Origin of the sequence: Maribacter arcticus, from assembly GCF_900167935.1 — a bacterium.
Taxonomy (GTDB): Bacteria; Bacteroidota; Bacteroidia; order Flavobacteriales; family Flavobacteriaceae; genus Maribacter; species Maribacter arcticus.
Window position 1 is genome coordinate 1 of the sequence record NZ_FUYL01000016.1, and the last position, 5,787, is coordinate 5,787.

Below are 5,787 nucleotides of genomic sequence, written 5' to 3' on the forward strand. Positions count from 1 at the left end.
TACAACCCCATTGATCCGTAATCAATACTTCATAACTACCAGCTCCTAGTCCAGAGAATACTCTTGTGTTCTGAGGTGCGCGGAAATTGGTTCCGTCCATAATCAATTGGTAGGTATAGTTGCTTCCCTGTCCGCCAGTTGGTAAAGACACTTCTATTTCACCCTGTAGGTTGGTACAGTTTTCTTGGTTCACTTGTATCGTTGCCGCTATTGCAGTTGGTACATCAAGTACAATGTTGTCCTGAATTAATCTTTCACAACCCTGTGCATCACGTGCCCATGCTTGGTACGTACCTGCTACAAGCCCCGTGAACGAAGCGCCAGCTACAAAATCTGTAGTTACCGGAACACCAACACCTACGTAGTACGTATAGCCTCCCCATCCACCGACTACATCGATGATTGTTATGCTTCCATCATTGCCTGGTGCACATGTAATATCTGTTACCGCAGTCGCTCCGCTGATATCAGCATCAGGTCCTGCAATATTGAAATATTCAACATTTGTACAGAAAGGATTATTTGCTTGTGATATAGATACATAGTATTCGCCTACACCCAAGTTAACAATTGGTGTAGGACCGTTAGCAGCTTCTGAACCACTAGTAACCGAAGTGCCATCTGTCAAGAAAACTTCCCAATCGAAACCAGTAGTATAGGTCGCATCAACAAGTTCGAAGGTTACTTCGCCCGTAGCCGTTCCGAAACATACTACATCGCTCGTCTTAACAACATCGATGGTAAAGGTGTTTGGTTCTTCTATTCTGGCCGAAGTCGTAACGATACAACCGGTATCGGTATGTCTTACCAAGAAGTTATACGTACCTGCGGATAATCCTCCAAATACGTTTGAAACTTGGAAGTTTAAACCGTTGTCGATACTGTACTCATATTTAGTATTGTCGCTAGCCGTTGAGGTCGCCGTAACCGTAATTACACCGTCACTTCCTGGTGCACAGGTAACCGAAGTGGTTACTGCTGCCGTAGCGCCTGTCATCTCATCAAAAGGAAGTACCGTTGCCGTGGTGCTACCTGAACATCCTTTGTCATCGTAAACATTAATTGTATACGTCTCACCTGTTCTATCTGTTACCGTAAGTATATTTGAAGCTCCCGATTGTACAACCGTAGAACCACTATTTACAAACTCATAGATTACATAATTACCACTACCGCCAGTGATGGCAGAACCGTCAATAGTTATCGTCGCATTATTAGGATTGTTGCCTACACTACAACCAAACTCCACAACTGAAGCAGTAAGGTTCGCAATGGCATCAGGTTCGTTAACAATAACGTCTTCATCTAAAATACAACCGCGTCCAGAATAAACCCGTACTACATAATTGTCGGCTGCAGGTAGATTATTGAAAATACCTGATGTTTGCGGCAACAACGTAACAGGAACCAAAGGTCCAATAAGAGGCCTCTGAAACAATTGATACGTATATGGAGGATTGTCCATTGTTGGGTCTAAAGTTGCAACAATACGACCATCACTTCCGCCAAAACAACTCACGTCTGTTACTGATGTGGTAAATGCAACATCTGTTGGTAATTCTAATTCTACATCAACTAATGCGCTACAAATAGTATATCTAGGGTCTAAATCATATACAGCCGCTGTATACATGCCTGCATCCAAATTAGAAAATAAAGGAGTTGCTTTACGCCCCTCAACCGATGCGCCACCAAAGAAAAATAATTCATATTCATAAGCTCCAGACCCTCCATAGGCCGTTATGAAAATAGAGCCATCACCCCCTAAACAGGTAGGTTGTGCCCTTACTTCAGCCGTTATATTAGAAGGTTTAAAGATTTCTAAAGGTACTTGGTTGCCACAACCATTAAAATCACGTACTTCTATTGTATAATTACCTGAACTTAAATTATTAAACTGGTGTGTAGTACCTAGAGTTGTTAGCGTTGAAGACTGATAAGACCCCCCATTTACACTTAATGTATAGGGTTGAATTCCTTCTCCGTCTAAGGTTACTTCAATTATAAATCCACCTTCATCTGAAGCACATTGATTTAATACAACTGCTGATATTACTGGTGCTGGATCTTCTGCAATTGTTACAATTAAAGGAAGCGTTGTAGAACAGCCGTTTCCATCTAATACATATATATCCCAATCTGTATTCACAGAAGGGTCTAGTTCGGCATAATTACTTGTACCATAATCTCCTGATACAGGTGACAACCCATCTTCCACAAAAGCATAGGTGTAAGATCCATTACCGCCGCCAGCAATAACTGTTACGTTAGCATTCTCAGTACAATACCCATTATTCTGATCAACTAAAGTTAAGGTAACAGGGTTTGGTTCCAATATTCTAAACTCAAAAGTATTCGTACAATCTGGAGTAGAGTCTTCTCTAAAGAATAATACATAATCTCCTGGAGGAATATTAGTCACTGTTTCTACAGCTGTCGGGCCTGGACCATTTGGCGCTCCAATTATGGTATTTGAATAAGCGCCTCCTAAAGATGTATTTGTTATAGATTCTCTAATTTCATAGTATAAATCGGTTACTGATGCATCGTATCCTTCAATTTGAAATGCAATCGATCCATTTGTATCTCCAAAACAAGCCACATCTGTAATTATTGGATTGGCAACAACGTCAATAGATGATAAACTAGGAATGTCCACTTCAACATAACTTGAACAATTAGTGCCTGTATCTATTACTTGAAATACATAAGTTTGCCCAGGGTTTAATCCGTTATAGGTCGCACTTTCTTCATTGATTCCTGGACCAGAAGTCTCAGAATTAGGAACTGTGCCTGCACCATAAATGGTAAAATCATAATTTCCAGAACCACCACTTGCCAATAAGTCAACCGTACCACCACTAATACAACTAACAGCCGGTACAACGGCATCGATACTTAAATACGGGTTGGATAAAACACGCACCGGATTCTGATAAAATTCACAGCCATTAGCATCTAAAACTCTAACGTAATAATCTCCAAATGTCAAACCATCAAAAGTCGCAGTTGTTGCAGATGTATTTACAATCGGATTTGGTCCTAAAGTTACGACTACGTTATTTTGGTTGTCGTATAAGGTATACGTAAAGTTAGGCGCCCCTCCGCTTGTAATTGTAATGTCTATTTTACCAGGAATGTCCCCCGTACCACCACAACTAACATCGGTAGCAACAACAATTGCATCAAATAGTGCTGGATCCGTAACTGTAACAGTGTCAGTATAGACACAACTCTTACTATCTCTAACCGTGTAAGTGTATGTGCCCGCCGCTAAGCCTGGGTACACTCTTTGATTTGAAAATGAACTACCTTCAAAGCTTATTTGAAATGGCGATGATCCATAGCTAGGGTCAATATTGATTTCTACAACACCATTGGCATCTCCAAAACATGTTGGATTTATAACTGTTTCAGTTGCAACTGGGTTTACCGTTGCAGTAACTGTAGTTTCATTTGATTCTGCGCTACAACCTTGGGCATCTGTTACTCTAAATCTATATAAACCAGGGGTTGCCGTTGAGTAAGGAAAAGAACCAATGTATGCGGTATAACCACCTCCATCAACCTGTAATTCATAAGTAAAGGGCGAATATCCACCATTAACCTGCAAATCTAAAATTGCATCTGGTGAAACCGAACAATCGATATCTTTCGTTAAAACCACATTAGCGGTTAATTGTGGTTCTATAGTAAATGATAACGTGTCTGTACAACCATTTGCATCTCTTATTTGGAATGTATAATTACCAGGTGTAAGATTTGCAAAATCATTCGATGTTTTATATGCACCAGTATTCATTCTGTACACATATGGCGCCAAACCACCAGAAGCTCCAATGACAATAGTTGCTGAGCCAGGGTTAGATGAATCATAACACAAATCTGAAGTTGGGTCAATACTAGCTGTAGGTAAAGATGGTGCAACCAATGTAAAAGTATCGGTAGCTGTACATCCATTTGCATCAGTAACGGTAATTGTATGTAACCCTAATTGGTTTAAACCAGTAAACAAATTACTGCCTTGTGCGCCCGTAGTGGAAGTATCAGGCAATTCAATTTCGTATGAAAATGCTCCTGTACCGCCTGTAGCAGTTATTATAACTGAACCATCATCAACACAACTAGGTTGAGTTTCTACGTTACTAACGGAAATAGTATTTGGTTCCAATATTGTTTGGGTCAGCGTTACAGTACAACCAGCTATTGGGTTGTCTATGTCCCTAACATATACCGTATAATTCCCCGCAGATAATCCAGAAATGGTATGACTTGATGCCGTATCATTACCTTCTATCGTTGCAAAACCACTATCATAACTATATTCATATCCACTGGCGCCGAAATTGTCCACTTCGAAAGTAATGGTACCCGAATTGTCGGCATTACAGTTCAGATCCTCATAAGTAAGTACAGATGCCTCGAATGCATTACCAGGCTGAACGTCTATAATAATTTCGGTCGTACATTCACTGCCATAATCTACCGTGATGGTATGTTGACCTACAATCGCATTGTTAAATACATTGCTGGCTTGTGGGGTATTACCATCGATGCTATAGGTATACGTTGGGTCGCTAGGAAGTATGGTAATATTTCCAGATCCATCACAATTGTAAGCAACACTGCTGCTCACAGATGGTTCTATAGGTAAAGGCGCAATTATAATATTAGGAAGACTTATAGTACACCCAATATTATTGGCATCCCTTACTTGTACAGTATATGTACCGTCGGTTAAATTGGTGAAAACCGCTCCTGCGGCAGTCGCTGCAGTCCAAGTTCCTCCATTTAAACTATACTGATAACTATTTGAACCTCCTGTTGTAGGGGTTACGCCACCAACAGTGATTTCTCCTAATTGATTACACGTATAATCTTCTGTTTGAACGCTCTCAGCAATTATTTGCGGTAATTCGTCAACAGGAACTGATAATGTGAGTTCACAATTATTAACGTCTCTTACCCTAACATCATAAGTGCCAGCTGTCAGATTGTTGAACGTACTTACAGACCCATAGGTTGTTCCTCCATCAATACTAAAAGTATATGGGGCTTCACCACCAGAAGGTGCTAAAGAAATACTACCGTTGGTGCCGCCGAAACAAGTTACATCTATAACTGTCGGTGTTGCCGCTACTGGAGCATCTTGTATAATTGTAATATCATACATTGCAGGACACGCATCCGTTCCTCCATTTTTATCAAGAACATATACATCATAGTCACCTGCACCAGTAACGGTCACAGGATTGATCGTAGCATAATCACCTGCCGTAGGTGTAGCACCATCAGCCACAACTGCATACACATAATTGCCGTCTCCACCAGCAGCGGTAATATCGATATCGGTATCTGTACCACAAGCGGTTATATTACTTGCGCTTGCCGATACCGTTAATTGCGGCTCGATAGTTATTGTTTGAGGCGCGGTATCACAACCATATTGGTCCGTAACCTCTATAGTATACGTTCCGCTAGATAGTCCCGTGAAGGTATACGTTGTTGCGGTAACCGGACTTGGGGCCACATAAGTACCTCCGTTGATTCTGAAAAGATAATTTCCGTTTCCTGCAGTAACATCTACTTGTATGGTCGCATCATTGCTGCCACTATAACAAACTGTCTCTTGTAATGTAAATACTGGTATAATTGGAGCTGTAATTACAATTGGTGTGTCAATTAAATCAATACACCCATTCGCATCCATGGCGCGAACGTTATACGTTCCAGCTAATACTCCGCTAAAAACAGTACTGGTCTGATAAGCGGTTATGATTCCGCCAA

General features: G+C 40.9%; 1 pseudogene. It reads right to left on the reverse strand.

The features are described from left to right. Positions 1-5,787, reverse strand: a pseudogene (locus B5X55_RS18495) (SprB repeat-containing protein); the annotation flags it as partial.